Origin of the sequence: Leifsonia sp. NPDC077715, from assembly GCF_040686855.1 — a bacterium.
In the GTDB taxonomy this organism is placed as follows: Bacteria; Actinomycetota; Actinomycetes; order Actinomycetales; family Microbacteriaceae; genus Leifsonia.
This window is the reverse complement of record NZ_JBFBOG010000003.1, coordinates 700097-722289: the sequence shown is the minus strand read 5'-3', so window position 1 is coordinate 722289 and position 22193 is coordinate 700097. Positions and strand designations below refer to the sequence as shown.

The following is a 22193-nucleotide window of genomic DNA, read 5'->3' as shown; positions in this document are numbered from 1 at the left end:
CGTCTCCTCCGTTCGCTACTCGCCCTTGTCGATGCGGTAGCGGGGGATGGCGCCGGTCTCGGTGCGCTCGGCCGTCTGCGCCGCGCTCTGCCGCCGGGCGAACCGCGGCCAGCGCATCCGAGGGATGCGTCCGAGCTCCCGCTGTTCCGGCAGGCTCCAGCCGAAGCGGACTGCGAGGAGCCGGATGACCGTCGTGACGACGACGCAGACGATCGCGGCGATGGTCAGCGGGACGCCGAGGTCGATCATGACCACCAGCACGATCGTGCCCGCGCCCGCCGCCACGGCGTAGAGCGAGCCGACGTGCATGAGCGCGATCGGCAGGTTCAGCAGCATGTCGCGCAGGATGGATCCGCCGACGGCCGAGACGACGCCGACGAACACCGCAGGGACCTCCGGCAGCCCGAGCGCCAGCGCCTTGCTCGCGCCGATCGCGCCGAAGAGGCCGATCGTGAGCGCGTCCAGGAAGGTGATGAGCGGGTCGAGCCTCCGGAACAGGCGGATCAGCAGCATCCCGAGCAGGGCGGCGACGACGGTGCTCGGGAGGTACCAGTTCGACTGCAGCGCCACCGGGGTGACGTTGAGCAGGATGTCGCGCAGGAGTCCGCCGCCGACGCCGGTGGCGACGCCGATGATCGCGACGCCGAGGAGGTCGAGCCGCCGGTCGCGGAAGCCGGAGGCGAACATCGCGCCCTGGAGGCTGCCGATGCCGACGGCGAGGAGGTCGCCCCACAGTGGGATGGCCAGGACGGTCGTGCTGCTCACCACCTATGTGTATCACTTCGGCATCCGCCGGTTTGTCAGCGCGGTGGAGCTAGGAGCAGCGCGGAGCGATGCCGCGACCCCAGCGCCGAGGGAGCCTGCGACCGAGGTTCGACGCACTGTCAGCCCAAAGCGAGATAATCGAGTGTGCCGACCTATCGTGATGAAGCCGTCGTGCTCCGCACCCACAAGCTGGGCGAAGCCGACCGCATCGTCACCATGCTCAGCCGGCAGCACGGCAAGATCCGCGCGGTGGCGAAGGGAGTGCGGCGCACCGCGTCCCGCTTCGGTTCCCGGCTCGAGCCGTTCATGGTCGCCGACGTGCAGCTGTACGAGGGCCGCTCGCTCGACGTCATCACCCAGGCCGAGACGCTGGGTGCGTACGGCGCTCTCATCGCCGACGACTACGCCAGTTACACCGCCGCGAACGCGATGGTCGAGACCGCCGACCGGCTGACCGACGCCGAGGCGTCCCTCCAGCAGTACCTCCTGCTGGTCGGTGCTCTGCGGTCCCTGTCCCGCCGCGAGCACGGCCCGGCGCTGACGCTCGACTCCTACCTGCTGCGCGCCCTGTCCCTCGCGGGATGGGCGCCGAGCTTCCAGGACTGCTCCCGCTGCGGCGCGCCCGGCCCGCACACCGCGGTCGTGGTGCAGCTGGGCGGCGTGGTCTGCGCCGACTGCGCGCCGCAGGGCGCCCCCAAGGTCGACGCCGACACCATCGCCGTGCTCGGCGCGCTGCTCACCGGCGACTGGGACACGGCCGAGGCGGCGTCCGAGACCACGCGCAACCGCGCCAACGGCGTCGTCGCCGCCTACACGCAGTGGCACCTGGAGCGCGGCCTGCGCTCCCTGCAGCACGTCCAGCACGACACGAAGGCGAGTGGATGAGTCCGAAGCCGTACACGCACAAGGATGCGGTGGAGTACCGCCCGCTCGACTGGACCGGGGTGTACCCGCCCGCGTACCCGGCCGGCAGCGTGCCGAACCACGTCGCCATCGTGATGGACGGCAACGGCCGCTGGGCGAACCGGCAGGGCCTGACCCGCATCGAAGGCCACCGCGCGGGCGAGGCGGCGCTGCTCGACGTCGTGGCGGGCGCCATCCAGGCGGGGGTCAAGCACCTCAGCGTCTACGCGTTCTCGACCGAGAACTGGAAGCGGTCGCCGGACGAGGTGCGGTTCCTCATGGGGTTCAACCGCGAGGTCCTGCACCGTCGGCGCGACCAGCTCAACGAGTGGGGCGTGCGGGTCCGCTGGGCCGGGCGCAAGCCGCGGCTGTGGTCGTCGGTCATCAAGGAGCTGCAGTACGCCGAGCAGCTGACCGCGGGCAACGAGGTGCTGACGCTGACCATGTGCGTCAACTACGGCGGGCGCACCGAGATCGCGGATGCGGTGCGGACCATCGCGGAGGACGTCGCCGCGGGTCGGCTGCGGCCGTCCGCCGTGAGCGAGAAGACCATCCAGCGCCACCTGTACCTCCCGGACATGCCCGATGTCGACCTGTTCGTGCGGAGCTCGGGGGAGCAGCGGACCAGCAACTTCCTGCTTTGGCAGAGCGCCTACGCCGAGATGGTGTTCCTCGACACGCTGTGGCCCGACTTCAGTCGGACCGACCTGTGGGACGCGATCTCGCTGTACCTGGGGCGCAGCCGCCGGTTCGGGGGAGCGGTGGACGCGCCGACGGCTTCGTCCGTGCCGGAATAACTGCAGCCGTGCAGGATGTTGCGCCTGAGGTGAGCGAACCCATCAAGATCGACATCTGGTCCGACATCGCCTGCCCGTGGTGCTACATCGGCAAGCGCAAGTTCGAGGCGGGCAGCGGCCTGTTCTCCGGCGCCGGCGAGGGCCGCGACGTCGAGGTCGAGTACCACTCCTTCGAGCTGTCGCCGGACACGCCGGTCGACTTCGACGGCAGCGAGATCGACTTCCTGTCCGGCCACAAGGGCATCCCGGCCGCGCAGGTCGAGCAGATGCTGGAGCGCGTGACCGGCATCGCGTCGTCCGTCGGCCTCGAGTACGACTACGACAACCTCCAGCACACCAACACGGTGAAGGCCCACGAGCTCCTGCACTTCGCGAAGGCGCACGGCAAGCAGCTCGAGCTCTCGGAGCGCCTGTTCCGCGCCTACTTCGTCGAGGGCCGGCACGTCGGCTGCATCGAGGACCTGGCCGATCTCGCCGCAGAGGTGGGGCTGGACCGCGCCGAGGCGGTCGCGGCGCTCGAGTCGGGCGAGTACGTGGACGCGGTGCGCGCCGACCAGGCGACCGCAGCCGAGTACGGCATCAACGGCGTCCCCTTCTTCGTGATCGACGGCAAGTACGGCGTCTCCGGCGCGCAGGACGCGCAGACGTTCGCCCAGGTCCTCGAGCAGGTCTGGACCGAGCGCGCCGCGGTGACCGCGTGACCGCCGCCGAGGCGGCGGCAGCCGCGGCTGCGGCGCCTGCTGCGCCCGCGGCGCCCGCGCCTACGGCGCCCACCCCGCGCCCGTCCCTCATCCCGCTCGGTGCCGCCGCCGCCGTCTGCGACGGCGACACCTGCGCCCTCCCGTAGCCATCTACTCGTCCCAACACGCCGTTATCGGCCATCGCTTAACGGCGTGTTGGGCCCACTAGTTCGCAGCGCGGAGCGGATGCGCGCAAGTGCTTCGCGCGCGCCGTCGGCCATGTGCGCGCTGTTGATGCGCACGACCCGCCAGCCGAGCGACTCGATGACGAACAAGCGGTCGATATCCGTGTGCCACTGGCGACGGTCGAAACGGTGGTGGTCCCCGTCGTATTCGACGACGACCCGCGCAGCCGGGAAAACGAGGTCGCCTGAGGCCCGTATCCGTCCCGTTGCGTCCGCGATGGCGTAGTTGACGGCCGGTTCCATCAATCCGGCGCGGATGATCGCCAGGCGGAGGATGGACTCCATCGGCGAATCCGTCCGAGCCCGCACCAGCTCGATCGCCTGTCGAAGCTTCCGTACTCCCGGCCGGAATCCGGCGGCGTCCACGGCATCCTGCAGCGTTTGCAGCTCGCACAGCGCGTGAGTGCGACGGACAAGCGCGTCGCCGGCGATCACCAACTCGTCGACTGTCAAGACGGCTGCCAGTTGGCACCACACCTCTGCTGGTTCCGGAACGGGAAGACCATCGATCGCCGTCAGTGCCGGGCCGATCGCGAGGGCGTGCCCTTTCACCCCGCGTCCCTTCGGCGCTCTCGCGGGGAGCACACAGCCGAGGTCTATCGCGGCATCGCGGAAACGGGTCGGGAGCGGCAGACCGTACAGCGCAGCAGCGGTGGCATGGCTGAAGAAGGCTCCCCGAACCATCACCGTCCGGTACGCCTCGCAGCGGAGGTGGACGTCCGGAACCACCTCTGCGGGAAGGCGCGTGCCGTGGAAGGGCGATGCCAGATCGGTGCGCCTTAGGCGCTGTAGGGGGACGCCCTGGCGCCGCGCCGCGGCCACCGAGAAGGCGGACAGCTGCAACGCCGGGGGAAGAGGCTGGGCGGTTCTCATCCCGCCACCCTGCCCGACGCGCGGAAAGCGCGCCGGAAGTATCCACAGGCCATCATCTACTGGGCCCAACACGCCGTTATGGGCCAGGCTTTAACGGCGTGTTGGGACGAGTAGGTGAGACGTTATTCGGGGTCGGTGATGTCGGCGACGGTGGCGCCGTAGGCGGCGATGAGGGCGTCGGCGTCGACGAAGAGGGAGTAGCCGTGCTCGCCGGCGCCCATCGAGACCGTCCGGCCCGGGATGGTCGCGTCGGCGACGACGGGCCACGCGGTCGTACTCCCGAAGGGCGTGATCGTGCCGCGCTCGTAGCCGGTGGCGGCGAGGGCGACCGACGCATCCGGCAGCTGCAGCTTGTTGACCCCGAGGACCGCGCGCAGCTTCGGCCACGCGATCTTGCGTCCGCCCGGCACCAGCGCGAAGACGAACGTGTCGTCGCTGCGCTTGACGACCAGCGTCTTGACGATGTCCGACGGCTGCAGGCCGAGGAGGGAGGCCGCCTCCTCCAGGCTGCGGGCGGCCGGGCGCTCGACGATGCGGATGTCCACACCGCGCGCTGCCGCGTCCGCGCTCACACGTTCGCGGCCGGGCGGGAGTTCTACACCGATGGGTGAAGTGGATGAGTTGTCCACCGATTCCGGGCTCTCGGCCATGGCTCAGCACGTTTCTGGGAGAATCGAATGAGATGTCTACCACAGCCACCCTAAGCCACGCCCCGCAGCTGACCATCGGTCCGCTGGGACTCGACGTGCCCGTCGTCCTGGCGCCGATGGCCGGGATCACCAACACCGCCTTCCGGAGGCTGTGCCGCGAGTTCGGCGCGGGCCTCTACGTCAGCGAGATGATCACGTCGCGCGCGCTCGTCGAACGCACGCCCGAATCACTGCGGCTCATCACGCACCACGAGTCCGAAACGCCGCGCTCCATCCAGCTCTACGGCGTCGATCCCGTCACCGTGCGCGAAGCCGTCACGATGCTCGTCGCGGAGGACCGCGCCGACCACATCGACCTGAACTTCGGCTGCCCGGTGCCCAAGGTCACGCGCAAGGGCGGGGGAGCGGCGCTCCCGTGGAAGCTCGGCCTGTTCCGCGAGATCGTGGAGGGCGCCGTGAAGGCGGCGGGTGACATCCCGCTGACCATCAAGATGCGCAAGGGCATCGACAGCGACCACCTCACCTACCTCGAAGCGGGCCGCATCGCTGAGGGCGCGGGTGTCGCGTCCATGGCCCTGCACGCGCGCACCGCCGCGGAGTTCTATTCGGGGCACGCCGACTGGTCGGCCATCGCCAAGCTGAAAGAGACGATCACCTCGACACCGGTGCTCGGCAACGGCGACATCTGGTCGGCGGCCGACGCGATCCGGATGATGGAGGAGACCGGATGCGACGGCGTCGTCGTGGGCCGCGGCTGCCTGGGGCGCCCGTGGCTGTTCGGCGACCTCGCCGCGGCGTTCCGTGCGCGCGCGGGCGAGATCAGCGCGGCCGAGGCCGAGGCGGCGCAGGCGCACCCGACGCTGGGCCAGGTGGCGCAGACGTTCCGCCGCCACGCCGAGCTCCTGGTCGAGTTCTTCGAGAGCGAGGAGCGCGGCTGCCGCGACATCCGCAAGCACGTCGCCTGGTACTTCAAGGGCTACCCGGTGGGCGGCGACCTTCGGGCGAGCCTCGCCACGGTCGACACCCTGCAGCACCTCGACGACCTGCTCGCGACGCTCGACTGGGACCAGGAGTACCCGGGCGAGGCGGCGGAGGGCCAGCGCGGCCGCGCGGGCTCGCCGAAGCGCCCCGCGCTTCCGGACGGCTGGCTGCAGAGCCGCGACCTCGACGGCGCGCAGCGCGCCGAGGTCGCCGACGCGGAGGTGCACAACAGTGGTGGATGACGTGGCGGCGACCACGCGCAACGACGCCGACCGCGGGCGGGGCGCAGAGCGGGACGCCCGGACGGCGGCCGCAGACGGCTACACCGAGTACGACAGCGAGCGCTGGCTGCCGGAGCACCACTCCAACCGCCGAAGCGACTTCGCCCGCGACCGCGCCCGGCTGCTGCATTCCAGCGCCCTGCGCCGGCTGGCCGCCAAGACGCAGGTGCTCAGCCCGACCGCCGGGCTCGACTTCGCGCGCAACCGGCTGACGCACTCCCTCGAGGTCGCGCAGGTGGGGCGCGAGCTCGCCAACAGCCTCGGACTCGACCCCGACATCGTCGACACCGCCTGCCTCGCTCACGACATCGGGCATCCGCCCTTCGGGCACAACGGCGAACGCGCACTCAACTCGTGGGCGGAGGACATCGGCGGCTTCGAGGGCAACGCGCAGACCCTCCGGCTGCTGAGCCGGTTGGAGCCGAAGGTCTTCGGGCGCGACGGGCGTCCGTACGGCCTCAATCTCACCCGTGCCAGCCTCGACGCGAGCTGCAAGTACCCGTGGCCCGGGTCGTCCTCTGTGCCCGACCCGAGCGGGCGCGCCAAGTTCGGCTTCTACGACGACGACCACGCCGTCTTTGAGTGGATGCGCGCCGGCGCTCCCGAGCGTCAGCGCTGCATCGAGGCGCAGGTCATGGACCTCTCCGACGACATCGCCTACTCCGTGCACGACTTCGAGGACGCCGTGGTCAACGGCTACATCGACGTCGCGGCGCTCGGGAGCCGGGTCGACCACGAAGACCTCGTCCAGTCGATGCACGAGTGGGTGGGCGGGGAGGTCAGCCACCAGGAGCTGATCGAGGCCTTCGACCGCCTCGACTCCATGGACATCTGGCTCGACGGGTGGGACGGCTCCCGCCGTTCGCAGGCGCGACTGAAGAACCTCACCAGCCAGCTGATCGGCCGGTTCGCCCACGCGGCGGTCCACGCCACGAAGGAGTCGGCCGGCCGCACCGACTTGATCCGCTTCGGCGCCGACGTCGTCGTGCCGCTCGGCATCCGCGCCGAGATCGCCGTGCTCAAGGGCATCGTCGCGACGTTCGTCATGTCGCGCAACACGCGCCAGCCGATCTACGCGCAGCAGCGGCAGATCCTGACGACGCTCGCCGACCTGCTCTACCAGCGCGGTCCGGCGGAGCTCGACCCGGGCTTCGCCGAGGACTGGCGCGACGCCGAGACCGACGCGCAGCGCCGCCGGGTGGTCGTCGACCAGGTCGCGAGCCTCACCGACCAGTCGGCGCTCAGCTGGTACGAGCGGCTGGTCCAGCACTGACGTCCGGACGACCGGGCTTGAATACGGCCGCCCTGTGCAGAATGCTGGGGGGCAGGCCTTCAGGAGGAGACGAATGAGCACCGCACTACCACCGTCGGACGACGACCGCCCCACCGAGGGCGAGTCGGCGGAGGCGACCCCGGCCGCGCCGGAGAAGCCGCGCCGCGCTCCGCGCGCGTCCACCGGAACGGGTGCGGGTCGGACGACCGCCTCCCGCTCGACCCCGAGGAAGACGGCTTCCACCACCGCGGGTGAGACCCCAGCCGGCACGGGAGGCGCTGTGCCGGCGGACGGGACGTCCGAGCCCTCCGCCGTCAAGGCGACCACGACGCGCAAGAGCACGGCCGCGAAGGCCGCCGGAGCGTCGACCAGCGGCGCGGCCAAGAAGCCGACCACACCGCGCACACGTCGGACCGCCGCGAAGCCGCCCGCGATCGCCCCCGAGGGCGAGGCTCCGGGCATCATGGACGCCGCCCTCGGCGCGCGGGAGCCGCTGGCCGGCGCGTCGAAGACGGCTGCCACGAGCGCCGACACGTCCAGTTCTCCGGTCGAACCGCTGACGGAGACGGATGTCGCGACGACCAAGCGCCTCCCCACGGCGGAGGAGGTCTACGCGGGTACTCCCGCAGCGGGCGACGCTGCAGGCGACACCACGGGTGCCGCCGTGGAGTCCGAGACCACCATCGTGCCGCCGGAGCCGGCGGAGTCGAGCGAGCCGGTGCAGCCGGCGGAGTCGAGCGAGCCGGTGCAGCCGGTCGCCGCGACGGGTCCGGATGTGTCCGGCTTCGAGAGCGCACCGGATGAGGCGGCGACCACCGCCGCTGGCACCACCCCCGCGGCGACCACTGCCGCGGAGTCGACCGCTGCGACGGAGCGCTTGGAGCCGGTGGGCTCCACCGCACCCACGACCGCAGCACCCACGGCCGCCGCCGAGTCCCGCCCCGGCACGCCCCCAGGCGCCCACGGCCGCACCGTGAACGACCTCGCCGACCGGCTCGACGACTCTCGGTTCTTCTCCTCCCTCTTCGACTTCACCTTCACCAACTACGTCACGCGCAAGCTGGCCGGTCCGGTGTACGTGGTGGGCCTGGTCCTCATCGGGCTGGGCATCGTCGTCGGCTTCGCGAACTCGCTGAGCTCGGCGATCGCGACGCACGCTCCGATCGGCGCGTTCGTGTTCCTCTTCGGGGTGCTGATCACGCTGGTCGGGGCGATGCTGGCGGTGCTGCTGCTGCGCGTCGGCATCGAGGTGTTCTGCGCCATCATCGAGATCGCCCAGAACACGCGGCGTCGGCGGCCACCGAACGAGTAATCCACAGGCCGCCGTGAGCGTCGGTCCGGCTCACTAGAATCGAAGCATGGCCGGCCGGATTCGACAGAGCGACATCGAAGAGGTCAAGGCCCGCACCAACATCGCCGACATCGTCGGCGACTACGTCAGCCTCAAGACCGGCGGTGTCGGCGCGCTCAAGGGCCTCTGCCCGTTCCACGACGAGAAGAGCCCCAGCTTCTACGTGCGCCCGGGGGTCGGCCGCTACCACTGCTTCGGATGCGGCGAGGGCGGCGACGTCTACGAGTTCCTGCTCAAGATGGACCACGTGTCCTTCACCGACGCCGTCGAACGTCTCGCCGCGCGGATCGGCTACCAGCTCCACTACGAGGAGGGCGGCGGCGGCCCGTCGGAGGGGTCGGGCAACCGCGCCCGCCTGCTCGCGGCCAACTCCGCCGCCGAGGAGTTCTTCCGCAACCGGCTCTCGGCCCCGGACGCTGATCCGGGCCGCCGGTTCCTGGGGGAGCGGGGCTTCGACGCCAACGCCGCCGCGCATTTCGGCGTGGGCTTCGCCCCGAAGAGCTGGGACGAGCTCACGAAGCACCTGCGCGGCAAGGGCTACACGCAGGACGAACTGCTCGCCGCCGGCCTGGTCTCCCAGGGCGACCGCGGCGTCTACGACCGCTTCCGCGGCCGGTTGATCTGGCCGATCCGCGACGTCACGGGCCAGACCATCGGCTTCGGCGCCCGCCGCCTCCTCGACGACGACAAGGGCCCGAAGTACCTGAACACCCCCGAGACCGCCGTCTACAAGAAGGCGCAGGTGCTCTACGGACTCGACCTCGCCAAGCGCGACATCTCGCGACAGGATCAGGTGGTCGTGGTCGAGGGCTACACCGACGTCATGGCCTGCCACCTCGCCGGCATCACGACCGCGGTCGCCACGTGCGGGACCTCGTTCGGCGTCGACCACATCAAGGTTATCCGCCGGGTGATGGGCGACGACAACAGCCAGGGCTCCGTCATCTTCACGTTCGACCCGGACGCCGCCGGCCAGAAGGCCGCGACCCGCGCCTTCGGCGAGGAGCAGCGCTTCTCCGCCCAGACCTACGTCGCCGTCGGACCCGACGGCCTCGACCCGTGCGACCTGCGGCTGGCGAAGGGCGACGACGCGGTGCGCCGCATGATCGACGCCCGCAAGCCGATGTTCGAGTTCATGATCCGTCAGGTGGTCGAGCGCTTCGACCTGGACTCGGTGGAGGGTCGCGCCGCCGCCCTTCGCGCCGGGGCGCCGATCGTCGCGACCATCCGCGACCCCGCCTCGCAGAGCGGCTACACCCGCGAGCTCGCCCGCCTCTCCGGCGCCGAGCTGCAGGATGCGACCCGCGCCGTCCGCGCGGCCCAGCGCAGCGGCGGCCAGCGCGGCGCCGACTCCCGCGAGCGTCCGTCGTCCGGACCGGACGCCGCCGGCCCCGAGCAGCCGCGCCCGCTCCCGCAGGCCGACCTCGCCGACCCGACCCAGCGCACCGAGCGCGAAAGCCTGATGGTGCTCCTGCAGCTCCCCGGCGAGGTAGGAGCCGAGCGGGCCGCCCGTGCCGTCCAGGTCCCGTTCGTGAACCCGACCCACGCGGTGGTGCGGGACGCCATCGCCAGCCAGCTCTCTACGCTGGCGCAGCCCGGCTGGGTGGATCGCGTGCTCGCCGAGGTCCCGAAGGCCTACGCTCCGACGGTCAACGCCCTCGCGGTGGCCGCCCTCCCGCAGGACGGCGACACGGGACGCTACGCCCGCTCGATCGTCGACGGCCTGATCGACCGCGACCTGCTTCGCGAGAAGGCCGAGCTCACCTCGCGCCTCGGCCGCACCGAGGATCCGGAGCTGCGGCGGCAGATCTCGATCGCCATGGTCGCCATCGAATCCGAGCGGCGTCGTCTTCGCGGCGAGTAGGCCTGCGCGCTCTTTTGTTGCGCTTGTGTGAAGATAGCGCCCGGATCCGCATTCGAATGCATGTTCCGTGAGGATTCCGTGCTAGGAAAGTTCTCACGCGATCGGCGATCACGCACGCCTGCAACGACGCCGCCGCGCATCCCACACCAGGAAGAGGTACTCGGATATGACATCCGCACACAACGGTGGACGGCGCCTGCTCGCCGTATCCGCCGCGTTCGCGGCCGCGGCACTGGTGCTCGCCGGCTGCTCGGGTAGCAACAACGGATCCGGCGGCGGCGGCGGCGCGATCACCGTCGGCACGACCGACAAGATCACGTCGATCGACCCGGCGGGCTCGTACGACAACGGCTCGTTCGCCGTGATGAACCAGGTCTACCCGTTCCTGCTGAACAGCCCCTACGGCAGCCCGGACGTCAAGCCGGACATCGCCGAGAGCGCCGACTTCACGTCGCCGACCGAGTTCACGGTCAAGCTCAAGCCGGGTCTGAAATTCGCGAACGGCCACGACCTGACCTCGTCGGATGTGAAGTTCACCTTCGACCGCCAGATCAAGATCAACGACCCCAACGGCCCCGCGTCGCTGCTCGCGAACCTCGACAGCGTCTCGACGCCGGACAAGACGACGGTCGTCTTCAAGCTCAAGGTCCCGAACGACCAGACCTTCGCCCAGGTGCTCTCGAGCCCGGCCGGTCCGATCGTCGACGAGCAGGTGTTCTCGGCCGACAAGGTGACGCCGGACAACACGATCGTGAAGGGCCACCCCTTCGCCGGTCAGTACGACATCACCAGCTACGACTTCAACAACCTCATCGCGTACAAGGCGTTCGACGGCTACAAGGGCATCCTCGGCAAGCCGGCCACCGCGAAGGTGAACGTCAAGTACTACGCCGAGTCGTCGAACCTGAAGCTCGACATCCAGAAGAACGCGATCGACGTGGCCTTCCGCAGCCTCTCGGCCACCGACATCTCGAGCCTCGAGGGCAACAACAAGGTCAAGGTCGTCAAGGGCCCGGGTGGCGAGATCCGCTACATCGTGTTCAACTTCAACACCCAGCCCTTCGGCGCCACCACCTCCGACGCGGACGCCAAGAAGGCTCTCGCGGTGCGCCAGGCGGCGGCCGACCTCGTCGACCGCGCGGCCATCGCCGACCAGGTCTACAAGGGCACCTACACCCCGCTGTACTCCTACGTCCCGGACGGCCTGACCGGCGCCACCACGGTGCTGAAGGACCTCTACGGCGACGGCAACGGCGGACCGAGCCTCGACAAGGCGAAGGCGGCGCTGCAGGCGGCCGGCGTGACCACCCCGGTCTCGCTCAACCTCCAGTACAACCCGGACCACTACGGCCCGTCCTCGGGTGACGAGTATGCGCTCGTGAAGGAGCAGCTGGAGAACGGCGGCCTGTTCAAGGTCAACCTGCAGTCGACCGAGTGGGTCCAGTACTCGAAGGACCGCACCGCTGACGTGTACCCGGCCTACCAGCTCGGCTGGTTCCCGGACTACTCGGACGCCGACAACTACCTGTCGCCGTTCTTCATCAAGGACAACTTCCTTGCGAACCACTACGACAACGCCGAGGTCCAGGACCTCATCGCGAAGCAGGCGGGCACGACCGACAAGGCCGAGCGCACCAAGCTGATCGAGGAGATCCAGGCCAAGGTGGGCGCCGACCTGAGCACCCTGCCGCTGCTCCAGGGCTCGCAGGTCGCGGTCGTCGCCAAGGGCGTGTCGGGCGCGGACAAGACGCTCGACGCCTCCTTCAAGTTCCGTTACGGAGCGCTCTCGAAGTAACCTCGGCGACGAGCGACACGCTCTGAGTCGAACCGGGGGGTGGCTCGCTGACGCAGCGAGCCACCCCTCTCCACGAACCACCACGATTGGCTTCCATGACAGCGACTGTCAGCACCGCCGACGCCGGGACGACCCCCGGCCCCGAGCGGACGAAGGCGAAGCGGCGATCGGGAGGCGGCCTCGGCCGCTACATCCTGGTCCGCGCTCTCCTGATCATCCCCACGATCTTCATCCTGGTCACCGTCGTCTTCTTCCTGATGCGGTCGACCGGTGACCCGATCACCGCCTCGCTGGGCGGCAAGCTGCCGCCGGCGCAGCTCGCGCAGCGGGTGCACGAGGCCGGCTACGACCGGCCGATCATCGTCCAGTACTTCGAGTACCTCGGTCAGCTGCTGCGCGGCGACTTCGGCACGACGTTCACGGACAACCAGCCGGTCACCCAGGTGCTCATCACCTACGGCGCGGCGACCCTCGAGCTCGCGTTCTATGCGCTGATCGTCGCCTTCATCGTCGGCATCCCGCTCGGCCTCATCGCGGCGTACTACCGCGACAAGGCGCAGGATGCGACCCTCCGCATCTTCGCGATCCTGTTCTACGCGACGCCGGTGTTCTTCGTCGGCCTCGTGCTGAAGCTCATCTTCTCGATCTGGCTGGGCTGGCTCCCGGTCGCCGGGCGCGCCTCCACCAGTTCGGAACTGGAGATGCAGACGCTCGACAACAAGACCGGCATCTACCTCATCGATGCGTTCCAGACGGGAGACCCGGCCGTCGTCGGCGACGTGCTGCTGCACGCACTGCTGCCCGGTATCGCTCTCGGCCTCCTCACCGCCGGCATCTTCCTGCGGCTGGTGCGCACGAACGTCATCGGGACGCTGTCCACCGACTACGTGGATGCGGCGCGGTCGCGCGGCGTGCCCGAGTCACGGCTGCTCCGCAAGCACGCCTACCGGCCGGCCCTCATCCCGATTATCACGGTCATCGGCCTGCAGATCGCGCTGCTGCTCGGCGGCGCGGTCCTGACCGAGTCCACCTTCGAGTGGAAGGGTCTCGGCTTCCAGCTGGTGCACTACCTCCAGGCGCGCGACTTCGTCGCCGTGCAGGGCATGGTGGTGCTGCTCGCGGTGATCGTGACCCTCACCAACTTCGTGGTCGACGTCATCGCGGCCCTCATCGACCCGAGAGTGAGGTACTGAGATGTCGAACGCAGCTCTCACCTCCCGCAAGCGCTCCCTCTGGGATCGCCTGCCGATCGTCCACCAGCTCCGGCAGAGCGTCGGGCTGCAGCGCGGGATGCTCGTCGTGGGCCTCGTGCTCACGGTCGTCTTCATCCTGGTCGCCATCTTCGCCCCGCTGATCGCCCCCTACGGCTTCTCCCAGACGAAGGCCGACGGGACGTCGTTCGGTGCCCAGCAGCCCCCGAGCGCCGCCCACATCTGGGGCACCACCTCCGGCGGGTACGACGTGTTCTCGCGCGTGATCTGGGGAGCGCAGACCGCCATCCTCGTGATCATCGTCGCCGTCATCCTGTCGATCTTCCTCGGCGTGCTGCTCGGTCTGATCTCCGGCTACTTCGGCGGCTGGCTCGACCGCGTGCTCGTCGTGGTCTGCGACGCGATCTATGCCTTCCCGTCGCTGCTGCTTGCGATCGTGGTGGCCATCGCGATCAGCGGCGGTCAGTCGAGCCTGTGGGGCGGGATCTTCGCCGCGGCCATCTCGATCACGGTGGTCTACATCCCGCAGTACTTCCGGGTGATCCGCTCGGAGGTCGTCCGCATCAAGTCGGAGGCGTACGTCGAGGCGGCGAAGGTCGTCGGCGCGAGCAACGGACGGATCATGTTCCGTCACGTGCTGCGCAACTCGACCCGCACGCTGCCCCTGATCTTCACGCTCAACTCGTCGGAGGCCATCCTGACGCTGGCGGGCCTCGGCTTCCTCGGCTTCGGCATCGAGCCGACCGCCGCCGCCGAGTGGGGCTACGACCTGAACAAGGCCGTGGACGACGTCACCTCCGGCATCTGGTGGACCGCCATCTACCCGGGTCTCGCGATCGTGCTGGCCGTGCTGGGCATCACGCTCGTCGGCGAGAGCCTCAACGACCTCGCCGACCCGCGCCTGCGCGGCCGCCGTCGCGCGGCAGTGGCGTCCGGTCAGGTCGCCGAGACGTCCGTCGTCCCGGGCGGCTCGCTGACCGCGGGCCCCGGCGGAGTGGACGGACTCGAGGGCGGGGAATCGTTCGACCAGCACGGAATCGAGGTGCGTCCATGAGCGACGTGGTACAGATCGACGACCTGTCGGTGAGCTTCGCGACCGACGCCGGTGTCGTCAAGGCGGTCGACGGCGTCAGCCTGAACGTGGCACCGGGCGAGGTCCTGGCCATCGTCGGCGAGTCCGGTTCGGGCAAGACGGTCACCGCGAAGACGATCCTCGGGCTTCTGCCGGAGACCGCGACCGCCTCCGGCGCGGTCGTCCTGCGCAGTAAGGACGGTGCGACCCAGGCCGACATCGTCTCCATCGACAAGCGCCGGCTCCGCGAGGTGCGCGGCACCGACGTCGCCATGGTGTTCCAGGAGCCGTCGACCGCCCTCAACCCGGTCTATCCGGTCGGCTGGCAGATCGCCGAGGGGCTTCGCGCTCACGGCAAGCTGTCGAAGAAGGAGGCGCAGGCCAAGGCGATCGAAATCCTCGAGCGCGTCGGGATCCCGGAGCCGGAGAAGCGGGTCAAGTACTACCCGCACCAGTTTTCGGGAGGTCAGAAGCAGCGCATCGTGATCGCCATGGCGCTCGTGCTGAATCCCGGCCTGATCGTCGCCGACGAGCCCACCACGGCGCTGGATGTGACGGTGCAGGCCGAAATCCTCGACCTGCTGCGCCGTTGCCGTGACGAGTTCGGCGCCGCCATCGTGCTCATCACGCACAACATGGGCGTGGTCGCCGACCTCGCCGACCGCGTCGCCGTGATGTACCAGGGCAAGGTCGTGGAGCAGGCGGACGTGCACACGCTGTTCGCGTCGCCGAAGGCCGAGTACACGCAGAAGCTGCTCGCCGCCGTGCCGAAGATCGGACAGGGCGCCGTCGCCACGCAGGAGCGGGCCATCGCCCGGGCCGAGCGCCCGCAGCTGGCGCCGGTCGTGCGAGCGCGCGACCTGCGCATCCAGTACCCGGGCCGCCTCGGCCGCCCGGGCTTCGTCGCCGTGGACGGCGTCTCGTTCGAGATCCGTCCGGGCGAGGTGCTGGGCCTGGTGGGCGAGTCCGGCTCCGGCAAGACCACGATCGGCCGCGCCATCGCGGGCCTCAACCGGGTGACCGGGGGATCGCTGGAAGTGCTCGGCGTCGAGATGAACGGGGTCCGCGAGCGGCAGTTCCGCGGGGTGCGCAGCGACATCGGGTTCGTGTTCCAGGATCCGGCGTCCAGCTTCAACCCGCTGCTGACCATCGCCGAGTGCGTGGCCGAGCCGCTGGTGGTGCACGGTCGCGCGTCCTCGCCCGGCGAGGCGCGCAAGCGCGTCGACGAGCTGCTGGAGGCGGTGCAGCTGCCGCGCGCGTACGGCGACCGGTTCCCGCACGAGCTGTCCGGCGGCCAGCGTCAGCGCGCCAGCCTCGCGCGGGCACTCGCCCTGGAGCCGACGCTGCTCATCGCGGACGAGCCGACGTCGGCGCTCGACGTCTCGGTGCAGGCCCGTGTGCTCGAGCTGTTCTCGGACCTGCAGAACGAGTTCGGCTTCGCGTCGCTGTTCATCAGCCACGACCTCGCCGTCGTCGATCTGCTCGCCGACCGGATCGCGGTGCTGCACCGCGGCCGGCTGGTCGAGGAGGGCACCGGCGCCGAGGTTCTGGGCAACCCGCGTGAGCCGTACACGCAGCGGCTCCTCGCGTCGCTCCCGGTGCCGGATCCGGCCGAACAGGCCGACCGGCGGGAGGAGCTGCGGAAGTTGAGCGCGCCGACCGCTTAGGGTCGATGGTGTGAGTTCCGAGCCCGCCATCGTCGTCAGCGACCTTTCGGTCGAATACCCCGCGCGGGGCCCCAGCACATCGTGCGTGGCCCTGCGCGGGGTGAGCTTCCGCCTCGAGCGGGGGCAGGTGCTGGGGGTGCTCGGCGAGACCGGCTCCGGCAAGAGCACCCTCGCGCAGGTGCTCGCCGGGCATGTGCTCCCGGCGCGCGCGTCCGACCCGGGGCCGCGCATCAGCGGCGGCGAGGCGTCGGTGCTCGGCCACAAGCTCCGCAAGGCGCGCAAGCGCGACCTGGCCGAGGTGACCTTCCACGTCGGCTACCTGCCGCAGGAGGCCGCGGCGACGCTCGAGCCGTCGCTCAGCGTCCAGGACAACGTCGCGCTGCCGATCTTCGAGCGCGACGCGCACTACCCGAAGCGGGCCGCGGGCGCGCGTGCCGCGACCATGCTCGACACCGTGCACCTCCCGCTCTCGGTGCTGAACAAGTACCCGTACGAGTTGAGTTCCGGGCAGCGTCAGCGCGTCGCCCTGGCGCGGGCGCTGGTGCTGGGCCCCCGCATCCTGATCGCCGACGAGCCGACCGCGGGGATCGACGCGACGGTGCGCGATGCGGTGATCGACCTGCTCGCCCAGCTGCGGACACACGAGGACTTCTCGGCGGTCGTGGTCAGCCACGACCTCGCCGTGCTGCGGCGTGCGACGGACACGTCACTGGTGCTCCAGGGCGGCCGGACGGTCGGCTACGGCCCGATCGAGGAGGTGCTGGCCGACCCGGCGCATCCCTTCGTCGCGGGGCTGGCGAAGGCCCTGAAGCCGCCCCAGCAGCGCACCGAGCGCCGACCGCAGCGGGCAGCGGCGACACGCCGTGCGGTTCAGAAGGACGGATGAGGAGAGACGGCATGAGCACGGACGAGACCACGAGCACCGCGCGGCACCGCGCGGTCATGGCGGACGAGGTGACCGCCCTTCCCGCGGACAGCCGCCCCGAGCCCGGGCCGATCGCCGTGCTCCCGGAGCCCGAGCAGCAGTTCGTGGACGCGGTGGAGGCGGCCGGCGGCACCGTCGAGCCGCTGTCCGAGCGCACCCGCGGGGTCGTGTGGCTGTCGAACAAGGACGCCGCCGCCTTCCCCGCGGTGCTGGAGGCGCACCCGGCCATCGGCTGGGTGCAGCTCCCGTTCGCCGGCGTGGATGCGTTCGCCGGCATCCTGGCGTCGGAGGACCGGCCGGGGCTCGTGTGGACCAGCGCGAAGGGCGCCTACGCGCAGCCGGTGGCCGAGCACGCGCTCGTGCTGAGCCTCGCGCTGCTGCGCGTCATCCCGAAGCGGGTGCGGGCGCGGTCGTGGGCGACCGAGCCGGAGGGACGCTCGCTGTACGGGCTCGACGTGGTGATCGTCGGCGCGGGCGGGATCGCGCTCGAACTCATGCGGTTGCTGGAGCCGTTCGGCGCCCGGGTGACGATCGTCCGCCGCTCGCAGACCCCGGTGCCCGGCGCTGTCCGCACGGTGACCGCATCCCAGCTGGGGGAGGTGCTGCCGTCCGCCGATCTCGTCGTGGTCGCGGCTGCGCTCACCGAGGGCACGCGGCACCTGTTCGGCGCGAGCGAGTTCGCGGCGATGAAGGACACGGCGTACCTGGTCAACATCGCCCGAGGCGGCCTGGTGGACACGGACGCCCTGCTCGACACGCTGCGTTCGGGCTCCATCGCGGGCGCGGGATTGGATGTGACCGATCCGGAGCCGCTGCCGGACGGCCACCCGCTCTGGGAGGAGCCGAACGTCATCATCACGCCGCATCAGGCCGACACGCCCGAGATGACGGCGCCGCTGCTGGCGGAACGCATCCGGCTGAACGTGCGCGCGTTCCTCGACGACGGCCGCTTCGTGGGCGTCGTGGACCCGTCGGCTGGCTACTGAGCGGCGACGCACCCGGGACGCTCGGCCGATTTCACGAGCGGCCGGGAAGCTTGCTAGAGTAGCTTCGCTGATCAAGCATTCCTCGATAGCTCAATTGGCAGAGCAGCCGGCTGTTAACCGGCAGGTTCTTGGTTCGAGTCCAAGTCGGGGAGCGTCTGGCCCTCACCTTCGGGTGGGGGCCTTTTCGTTTGTCCGCGCGGCTACTGCCAGCCGGGCTGCACCAGGCCGGTCTCGTAGGCGAGCACCACGAGGTGGACGCGGTCGCGCGCGTCCAGCTTCGTCATGATCCGCGAGACGTGCGTCTTCGCGGTGAGTGGGCTCAGGTACAGCCGTTCGCCGATCTCGGTGTTCGTGAGGCCGTGCGCCACCAGGGCCAGCACCTCCCGCTCGCGCTCGGTGAGCTGCGACAGCCGGGCGGAGTCGGGTGCGGGGCGCAGGCCGCCCGAGACGCGCTCGATGAGACGGCGGGTCACGCCGGGGGAGAGCAGCGCGTCGCCGGCGGCGACCACCCGCACCGCGCGGATGAGCTCGACGGGCTCCGTGTCCTTCACCAGGAAGCCGCTCGCGCCCGCGACGATCGCCTGCGCCACGTACTCGTCCAGCTCCAACGTCGTCACGATGACGATCCGCGTGCCGGCGAGCTGCGGGTCGGCGACGATCTCCTCGGTGGCCCACAGGCCGTCGCCGTCGGGCATCCGGATGTCCATCAGCACGACGTCGGGATGCGTCCGCCGCACGAGCTCGACCGCCTCGCGCCCGGTGCCGGCCTCGCCGACCACCTCGACGTCGTCCTCCGACTCCAGCAGCGCCCGGAACCCGGCGCGGACCAGCAGCTGGTCGTCGGCGAGCAGCACGCGGATCACGATTCGACCCCCTCGGCCGCCGGTGCGACGGGGATGCGCGCCTCCACGAGGAGGCCGCCGCCGTCCGGCGTGCGGATCTCGAAGCGGCCCCCGAGCAGTTCGGCGCGCTCGCGCATCCCGAGCATCCCCTTGCCGCCGCCGTCGACACCCGGCCCGGACGTCTCGGGGAGCCCGCGGCCGTCGTCCTGGACCGTCAGCACGTACCAGCCGTCCGTCTCGTCCAGCCGGATGCCCACCCGCGACGCCTGCGCGTGACGTCCGATATTGGTCAGCGATTCCTGCACGATCCGGTACAGGGCCAGCTGCACGGCGGCCGACGGTGTGGACGTGAGCCCGTTCGTGTAGTCGATGCGCAGTCCCGCGCGCTGGTACGTCTCCACCAGCACCGGAATGCGCGCCAGGTCGGGCTCGGGGGAGCGTTCGGCGTAGCCGTCCGGTCCGCGGAGGAACCCGAGGACGCCGCGCACCTCCTCCAGCGCCTGGCCGCTCGTCGTCTTGATGGCCTCCAGGCTCTCGCGCGCCTTCTCGGGCCGCGAGTCGAACAGGTGCAGCCCCACGCCCGCCTGGACGCTGATCTGCGACAGCGAGTGGGCCAGCACGTCGTGGAGTTCGCGGGCGATCCGCAGCCGCTCGGCCTCGGCGGCGGCCTCACGCCGGGCGGCGACGGCGCGCGCGACCTCGCGGTAGCGCTCGCCCCGGTTGCGCAGCGCCTCGCCGACGCCGACCAGCAGGCAGAGGATGAGCGCGACGATGAGCGGCCGGATCATGGCCGCCGGATTCCCCCGCAGCAGGTATGCGGCAGCGGGCCCGACGACGGCGAAACCGGCGAGCGTCCACCACGCCCACACGCGGGCGCCACGGACGACGGCGCTCACCACTGCGAAGGCCAGCGGCACCACCGAGAACGGCGGCCCGGTCGTGATCGCGATCGCGGGGGCGCAGAGCGCGGCGATCACCACGACCGTGATTCCGGGATGCTGACGGGCGAGCAGCAGAACGAAGGAAGCGGCGAACGCCAGCAGCGCGAAACCGAGCGCCAGCGGGTCGGCCGCAGCGTTGCTCCCGGCGATCGCGATCGCGGGCAGCTGCAGCAGCGCCGCCAGCACGGCGGCGAACCAGCGGACGCCCTGCGGCGGCGTCCGATCCGACCACGGCCCCCGTGTCCAGCTCTCCGGACCCGGGTGCGCGCTCAGCGGGCGCGCGCCCTCGCCTCGATCGGCGGGCGGAGTCCAGGGCATTCCCTCATGCTAATCACGCACCCTGGGGCTCACATCCGCCGCTGGGCGTCTCCCGGCGCCTGCGCGGCTACTCCCCGGGGAGTACGCGGCGCGGGCCCGGCGACCTCACGGGTTGTTCTGCGCGTTGAAGCCGTCGTCGTCGCGGTGGTGGCCGAACAGGCTCCCGAAGCCCGGCCCGCCGAAGGCCGTCAGGCCGGCCTCCCGCTCCTCCGACGCGCGGATCTCGGCGTCGTCGTTCTCGTACTCGCTCAACTCGTCGTCCGGCTCCTCGTTCGCCGAGTCGTCGTGGCGTCCGTCCTCGTGCTCCATGCGCGCATCGTACGTCGCCCAGGGCGCCTTCCGGCAGGGGTCTTTCGCGCCGCCGTCTGCTCCCCGCGGAGTACCGCGGATCGCTCCCGACGGCGGATTCGGCAGACCGGCTTCACGACGAGGCTGACAGTGACGTCCGCGACAGGCGCGGACCACACCGATTGGACACATCATGCTCAGCACACTGGCCACCGCCGTCGCCGCAGCGCCCTGCGTCGTCGCGTACGGACCGCCGTTCGTCGGCTGGTGGTGGATCTTCATCCCGATCTTCTGGATCCTCGTCTTCGTGCTCCTGTTCGGCCTCCTGGGCCGGCGCTGGCGGCGCGCGGCAGCGGAGCGCGGCGGGTACGGCGGCTACGGACCCTGGGGTCCGCGCGGAGCGACCCGCTCGGCCGAGCAGACCCTCGCGCAGCGGTACGCGAACGGCGACATCGACGAGCAGGAGTACCGCGCCCGGCTGGAGGTGCTGCGCGCGAACCGCGACAGCACCGCCTGATCCACAGCGGGCGATGACCCTCGCGCGGCCCCGGTACGATCGACGGGGCCGCGCGAGCGTGCGGCCGGAAGGAGCACGGGATGGATGCCGCCGCAGTGATCGCCGCGATCGCGGTCGTCGCCGCCGCTATCCTCCTCGTGCTGTGGCTGAGGGAGAGGTCACTCCACCGCCGGCTGCGCGACTCCCGCCAGGAGTCCGAGTGGGACCGCATCGACCGCGAGCTCGACCTCGCCGAGCAGGCCGGTCGCTTCCGGATCATCGGCGACCTGGGCGACGTGGCCATCCAGTCCGTGTCGCGGCTGGTGTCGCAGGCCGAAGGAGTGCGGTACGCCGCCGACGCGGACCCCGCGGCGGCGGTCCGGTCGGTCGGAGCGCTCGAGACCTCGGCCCGGGATGCGCTGGCCGACCTGCGCCGGCTGCAGGCGGTCGCGCGCGAGGCGCAGGACGCATCCCTCCCGCAGCCGAGCCTCCACTCGGCACGGGACCTGTTCCGGGTGCTGCGCGACGCGGGGCTCGCGGTGTCGTTCAGCGAGACGGGGGAGCGGTTCGAGCTGCGCCAGGGCGCCGAGCTCGCCGTCTTCCGCATCCTGCAGACCAGCCTGGAGAACGCGCTCAAGCATGGCGGACCGGGCACGAACGCCTCCGTCGCCTTCGCCTGGACCTCCGACGGGCTCCAGGTCAGCGTCGAAGACGACGGCATCCGAGCCGCGGCAAGGCGTCTGGGGCTCGATCGCGACGGCGTCGACCAGACGACCGCCTACTCCATCGCCGACGACGTCCGGGCGCTGACGGAGCACTACGAGGGCGCGGGCATCATCGAGATGCGCGACCGCGCCGCGCTGTTCGGCGGAACGCTGCACGCACGGACCGTGCCGGGGGTCGGCTTCACCCTCTCGGTCGTGTTCCCGGCGCTACGGCACCACAACGGCGTGCACGGGGTCGACCTGCGCCGCTAGCGGCGCGCCGGC

General features: G+C 70.8%; 22 protein-coding genes and 1 tRNA gene. 17 read left to right on the top strand and 6 right to left on the bottom strand.

The window, feature by feature from the left end; genetic code table 11:
- Positions 1-15: 15 nt before the first annotated feature.
- The gene (locus tag AB0P25_RS17350) at positions 16-765 is read right to left on the bottom strand and encodes a TRIC cation channel family protein (RefSeq protein ID WP_363809017.1); all 750 of its coding nucleotides are present in this window, start codon (positions 763-765) and stop codon (positions 16-18) included.
- A 144-nt stretch (positions 766-909) separates the two neighbouring features.
- On the opposite strand from AB0P25_RS17350, the gene recO reads away from it, so the two are divergent.
- Genes recO through AB0P25_RS17330 form a run of 4 tightly spaced genes read left to right on the top strand, consistent with a single transcriptional unit; the run spans position 910 to position 3312 of the window.
- A complete protein-coding gene (gene recO / locus AB0P25_RS17345) occupies positions 910-1650 on the top strand; it encodes a DNA repair protein RecO (RefSeq protein ID WP_363809015.1) in 741 nt (246 codons plus the stop codon).
- On the top strand, positions 1647-2465 hold the full coding sequence (locus AB0P25_RS17340; RefSeq protein ID WP_363809013.1) for an isoprenyl transferase: 819 nt from the start codon (positions 1647-1649) through the stop codon (positions 2463-2465). The genes recO and AB0P25_RS17340 overlap by 4 nt, the downstream gene beginning before the upstream one ends.
- A 29-nt stretch (positions 2466-2494) precedes the next feature.
- Positions 2495-3166 (top strand): DsbA family oxidoreductase, encoded by a 672-nt coding sequence (locus AB0P25_RS17335; protein WP_363809012.1) that lies wholly within the window; start codon positions 2495-2497, stop codon positions 3164-3166.
- Positions 3163-3312, top strand: a complete 150-nt coding sequence (locus AB0P25_RS17330; protein WP_363809011.1) for a hypothetical protein — start codon at positions 3163-3165, stop codon at positions 3310-3312. Before AB0P25_RS17335 ends, AB0P25_RS17330 begins: the two co-directional genes overlap by 4 nt.
- A gap of 24 nt (positions 3313-3336) precedes the next feature.
- Here AB0P25_RS17330 and AB0P25_RS17325 read toward each other — a convergent pair whose 3' ends face one another.
- Both AB0P25_RS17325 and AB0P25_RS17320 read right to left on the bottom strand, forming a co-directional pair.
- Positions 3337-4263, bottom strand: a complete 927-nt coding sequence (locus AB0P25_RS17325; RefSeq protein ID WP_363809009.1) for a DUF559 domain-containing protein — start codon at positions 4261-4263, stop codon at positions 3337-3339.
- A gap of 122 nt (positions 4264-4385) precedes the next feature.
- Positions 4386-4913, bottom strand: a complete 528-nt coding sequence (locus AB0P25_RS17320; protein ID WP_363809007.1) for a YbaK/EbsC family protein — start codon at positions 4911-4913, stop codon at positions 4386-4388.
- 32 nt (positions 4914-4945) lie between these two features.
- On the opposite strand from AB0P25_RS17320, the gene dusB reads away from it, so the two are divergent.
- The 11 genes from dusB (at position 4946) to AB0P25_RS17265 (ending at position 18471) form a co-directional block, all read left to right on the top strand.
- Positions 4946-6136, top strand: a complete 1191-nt coding sequence (dusB, locus tag AB0P25_RS17315) for a tRNA dihydrouridine synthase DusB (RefSeq protein WP_363809006.1) — start codon at positions 4946-4948, stop codon at positions 6134-6136.
- On the top strand, positions 6126-7448 hold the full coding sequence (locus AB0P25_RS17310; protein WP_363809004.1) for a deoxyguanosinetriphosphate triphosphohydrolase: 1323 nt from the start codon (positions 6126-6128) through the stop codon (positions 7446-7448). Before dusB ends, AB0P25_RS17310 begins: the two co-directional genes overlap by 11 nt.
- A 73-nt stretch (positions 7449-7521) precedes the next feature.
- A complete protein-coding gene (locus tag AB0P25_RS17305; RefSeq protein WP_363809003.1) occupies positions 7522-8760 on the top strand; it encodes a DUF4282 domain-containing protein in 1239 nt (412 codons plus the stop codon).
- 46 nt (positions 8761-8806) lie between these two features.
- Positions 8807-10663: a DNA primase gene (gene dnaG / locus AB0P25_RS17300; RefSeq protein WP_363809002.1), complete on the top strand. Its 1857-nt coding sequence runs from the start codon at positions 8807-8809 to the stop codon at positions 10661-10663.
- Positions 10664-10829: 166 nt separating this feature from the next.
- Positions 10830-12458, top strand: coding sequence for an ABC transporter substrate-binding protein (locus tag AB0P25_RS17295; RefSeq protein WP_363809001.1), 1629 nt, complete (start codon positions 10830-10832; stop codon positions 12456-12458).
- A gap of 95 nt (positions 12459-12553) precedes the next feature.
- Complete coding sequence (locus AB0P25_RS17290; RefSeq protein WP_363809000.1) at positions 12554-13651, top strand: ABC transporter permease; 1098 nt, start codon at positions 12554-12556, stop codon at positions 13649-13651.
- A gap of 1 nt (position 13652) precedes the next feature.
- Positions 13653-14723: an ABC transporter permease gene (locus tag AB0P25_RS17285; protein WP_363808999.1), complete on the top strand. Its 1071-nt coding sequence runs from the start codon at positions 13653-13655 to the stop codon at positions 14721-14723.
- On the top strand, positions 14720-16408 hold the full coding sequence (locus AB0P25_RS17280; protein WP_363808998.1) for an ABC transporter ATP-binding protein: 1689 nt from the start codon (positions 14720-14722) through the stop codon (positions 16406-16408). Before AB0P25_RS17285 ends, AB0P25_RS17280 begins: the two co-directional genes overlap by 4 nt.
- 10 nt (positions 16409-16418) lie before the next feature.
- Positions 16419-17294, top strand: a complete 876-nt coding sequence (locus tag AB0P25_RS17275; RefSeq protein WP_363808996.1) for a dipeptide/oligopeptide/nickel ABC transporter ATP-binding protein — start codon at positions 16419-16421, stop codon at positions 17292-17294.
- Positions 17295-17305: 11 nt separating this feature from the next.
- Positions 17306-18319: a D-isomer specific 2-hydroxyacid dehydrogenase family protein gene (locus AB0P25_RS17270; protein WP_363808995.1), complete on the top strand. Its 1014-nt coding sequence runs from the start codon at positions 17306-17308 to the stop codon at positions 18317-18319.
- 79 nt (positions 18320-18398) lie between these two features.
- Positions 18399-18471: transfer RNA gene (locus AB0P25_RS17265), tRNA-Asn, on the top strand.
- A 48-nt stretch (positions 18472-18519) separates the two neighbouring features.
- Here the strand turns inward: AB0P25_RS17265 and AB0P25_RS17260 are convergent.
- From AB0P25_RS17260 to AB0P25_RS17250, 3 genes are all read right to left on the bottom strand, one after another.
- The gene (locus AB0P25_RS17260) at positions 18520-19182 is read right to left on the bottom strand and encodes a response regulator transcription factor (RefSeq protein WP_363808994.1); all 663 of its coding nucleotides are present in this window, start codon (positions 19180-19182) and stop codon (positions 18520-18522) included.
- Positions 19179-20420: a sensor histidine kinase gene (locus tag AB0P25_RS17255; protein WP_363808992.1), complete on the bottom strand. Its 1242-nt coding sequence runs from the start codon at positions 20418-20420 to the stop codon at positions 19179-19181. Before AB0P25_RS17255 ends, AB0P25_RS17260 begins: the two co-directional genes overlap by 4 nt.
- Before the next feature lie 105 nt (positions 20421-20525).
- Entirely contained in the window at positions 20526-20729 is a 204-nt protein-coding gene (locus tag AB0P25_RS17250) for a hypothetical protein (RefSeq protein WP_363808990.1), read from the bottom strand.
- 172 nt (positions 20730-20901) lie between these two features.
- Here AB0P25_RS17250 and AB0P25_RS17245 point away from each other — a divergent pair, with 172 nt between their 5' ends.
- Together AB0P25_RS17245 and AB0P25_RS17240 are read left to right on the top strand one after the other, a co-directional pair.
- Positions 20902-21225, top strand: coding sequence for an SHOCT domain-containing protein (locus AB0P25_RS17245; protein ID WP_064109040.1), 324 nt, complete (start codon positions 20902-20904; stop codon positions 21223-21225).
- An 80-nt stretch (positions 21226-21305) separates the two neighbouring features.
- Positions 21306-22181, top strand: a complete 876-nt coding sequence (locus AB0P25_RS17240; protein ID WP_363808989.1) for an ATP-binding protein — start codon at positions 21306-21308, stop codon at positions 22179-22181.
- Positions 22182-22193 lie beyond the last annotated feature (12 nt).

Excerpts from the sequence above, each read along its gene's own strand:
- AB0P25_RS17340 (WP_363809013.1), top strand. The coding sequence starts at position 1,647 with ATGAGTCCGAAGCCGTACACGCACAAGGATGCGGTGGAGTACCGCCCG.
- AB0P25_RS17280 (WP_363808998.1), top strand. The coding sequence starts at position 14,720 with ATGAGCGACGTGGTACAGATCGACGACCTGTCGGTGAGCTTCGCGACC.
- AB0P25_RS17255 (WP_363808992.1), bottom strand. The coding sequence starts at position 20,420 with ATGCCCTGGACTCCGCCCGCCGATCGAGGCGAGGGCGCGCGCCCGCTG.
- AB0P25_RS17295 (WP_363809001.1), top strand. The coding sequence starts at position 10,830 with ATGACATCCGCACACAACGGTGGACGGCGCCTGCTCGCCGTATCCGCC.
- AB0P25_RS17305 (WP_363809003.1), top strand. The coding sequence starts at position 7,522 with ATGAGCACCGCACTACCACCGTCGGACGACGACCGCCCCACCGAGGGC.
- AB0P25_RS17245 (WP_064109040.1), top strand. The coding sequence starts at position 20,902 with ATGCTCAGCACACTGGCCACCGCCGTCGCCGCAGCGCCCTGCGTCGTC.
- dnaG (WP_363809002.1), top strand. The coding sequence starts at position 8,807 with ATGGCCGGCCGGATTCGACAGAGCGACATCGAAGAGGTCAAGGCCCGC.
- AB0P25_RS17250 (WP_363808990.1), bottom strand. The coding sequence starts at position 20,729 with ATGGAGCACGAGGACGGACGCCACGACGACTCGGCGAACGAGGAGCCG.
- AB0P25_RS17290 (WP_363809000.1), top strand. The coding sequence starts at position 12,554 with ATGACAGCGACTGTCAGCACCGCCGACGCCGGGACGACCCCCGGCCCC.
- AB0P25_RS17320 (WP_363809007.1), bottom strand. The coding sequence starts at position 4,913 with ATGGCCGAGAGCCCGGAATCGGTGGACAACTCATCCACTTCACCCATC.
- AB0P25_RS17285 (WP_363808999.1), top strand. The coding sequence starts at position 13,653 with ATGTCGAACGCAGCTCTCACCTCCCGCAAGCGCTCCCTCTGGGATCGC.
- AB0P25_RS17270 (WP_363808995.1), top strand. The coding sequence starts at position 17,306 with ATGAGCACGGACGAGACCACGAGCACCGCGCGGCACCGCGCGGTCATG.
- dusB (WP_363809006.1), top strand. The coding sequence starts at position 4,946 with ATGTCTACCACAGCCACCCTAAGCCACGCCCCGCAGCTGACCATCGGT.
- AB0P25_RS17325 (WP_363809009.1), bottom strand. The coding sequence starts at position 4,263 with ATGAGAACCGCCCAGCCTCTTCCCCCGGCGTTGCAGCTGTCCGCCTTC.
- AB0P25_RS17240 (WP_363808989.1), top strand. The coding sequence starts at position 21,306 with ATGGATGCCGCCGCAGTGATCGCCGCGATCGCGGTCGTCGCCGCCGCT.